The following is a 2,097-nucleotide window of genomic DNA, read 5'->3' on the forward strand; positions in this document are numbered from 1 at the left end:
CAACAGCCTGGGCGAGCATCGCGCTTCGCTGGCCGAGGGCGACAAGGCACTGACGGCGCTGACCAAGGTGGCCAATCCCGATCTGCAGCAGAAGGCGCATATCCAGATCCTCAAGGCCGATAGCCTAAGAAGCCTGACCCAGCTCGCCGACGCCAAGCAGCAGCTGGCTGAAATCGAGCGCTCGCCGTGGCTCAAATCCGCGCCCCCTTCCGAAACGGTCGCCCAGTACTGGCATGTTCGTGGGCAGGTGGCCAGGGCCGAGTATCAATGGCGCTTGGTCAAATTTTACGAGGGCATGGCCCTGACTACGCTGGATGGTTTACCGATAAGTAGCCAGCATCTGCATGATCTCGTCAGTTACGAACTTGCCAATTCCAATCAGATGCTCAAGGAATATGCAACGGCGGAACAACTATTCCTGAAACTCAAGCGTTCGACCGAAATGCGGTATGGCAGCAATCACTACCTGCATTGCCTGGCAATACAAGGTTATGGCGACATTCTGACTCGGCAATATCGCTACAAGGAGGCGCTGGCCGAAGTAGAGTCGTCAATCAGCTGTATGCGGCAGACTGTTGGAACGGAATCACTTCCGACCGCCAAATCCTTTATCCGCCTGGGCGGGGTGTATTTCAGTAATGACGAATGGGAAAAAGCAGCGGAATTCAATCTACGAGGCGCCAACATCATTTCGGCCATTTTAGGCCCGGCAACGACAGACGTACTCAGCCCCAGACTGAACGCGGCTCGCGCCTATAAGCACGCCCGCCAACCGGAGCGCGCCAAAGCAATTCTGGTCGAATCCCTGGCATTTGCCCGCAGCAAACTGCCGGAACATCACCCGCTCGTGCAAGCGACCCGCTTTCATCTGGCCGGCACCTTGCTCGATATGCGTCAGATAGAAGGGGTGCCGGCTTTGCTCAACGAGCTGGACGCCAAGGCACTCGACTCCCAGAAGCCGGATGCCCTGTGGGATGCCTACCTCAAATATCAAAACGCCAGGCTGGCGCTGTTCTCACGCGACAAGGCAACCGCCGCACGCTTGTTGCAAGAGGTAGAGACAGCCATCAGCAAGGATGCCCGCCGCACGCTGACGATAGACCGACAGTCGGTTTCTGTATTGCTGGCAGAAGCAAAGCGGCCTTGATGAGCCTGTGGGTGCGCCCCCACCATGCGTTTGCTACGTTGTAGCCTGCTCGTAACCGCGAGCGTGATGCATTAGCCCGATGAACGCTTCTCGCCGTGGGAAACAATGCAGCAAAGGCCAAGTGTCGTAATTTTGTCTTGCTCAAGATATTTGCCAGACAAATTAACAGTGCAACAAAAAACACCTGCGGATCTTGGGCTAGCATTCGCCAGCCTCTGCCTCCGCGGCTAAATACAACAGACGGCCGAGCCTCTCGCAGATGCTGTCTTTCACCAAGGACCGCCAATCGCTCGCCCGCACACGTTGCAATTCGATGAAACCGCTTTGAATATGCCAGCTTCTATGGCATATTCGACTGCCCGTTGGTTGCTATATGCTTGTTATTTCTTCCAAATCTTTACTTATCTCCACCAAGAGATATCAGGGGCGCGCCACCCGACTTACTATGTCGATGGGTTTTTAATTGCCAGGGCCGATTTACCAATCGGGGCAAAGCGGCGCCAAACTCCAAGCAGCACATGCCAAACCACGTAGTCTCGCCAGTAACCCCCTTCCCTATCAGGAAGTAAGTTATCAGGCGTTATATGCATATAAAAATGAGGAGTCCCTGGCTTTGAACAAAAAACCTTTTCCACGCCCATTTAGTCTCATCTTGTCGCTCCGGATTTTCTGACATTATTTGTCACTGGCATTTCCATAGTATTTTTTATTCAAAATCCGCCCTCAGGCAATTTAATTAAAATATTCCGAGACGATGTTTTACCAATACCGCTTTGGCTCAACGCTATTTGATGAATCGACCGGAGAACTGACCATCAATGGCCTGTCTGTCGATATTCAGCCGCAATCTGCCCGCATTCTCGGCATTCTGCTGAAGCATCGTGGCGAGGTTGTCACCCGCAAGGCACTGGAGGAGCAGGTCTGGCAAGGACGGTTTGTCGGCGAGAATG

2 protein-coding genes are annotated in these 2,097 nt (G+C 53.7%); both read left to right on the top strand.

Translation table 11 applies throughout. The features are described from left to right. A partial coding sequence (locus PZA18_RS23780; protein ID WP_284103381.1) for a tetratricopeptide repeat protein occupies window positions 1–1,147 on the top strand: 1,147 nt, incomplete at its 5' end. 754 nt (window positions 1,148–1,901) lie between these two features. Continuing rightward, window positions 1,902–2,097, top strand: a 196-nt coding sequence (locus PZA18_RS23785) for a winged helix-turn-helix domain-containing protein (protein ID WP_284103382.1), incomplete at its 3' end; no start/stop codon positions are given.

The sequence above is a fragment of the Parachitinimonas caeni genome (genome assembly GCF_030129945.1).
In the GTDB taxonomy this organism is placed as follows: domain Bacteria; phylum Pseudomonadota; class Gammaproteobacteria; order Burkholderiales; family Chitinimonadaceae; genus Parachitinimonas; species Parachitinimonas caeni.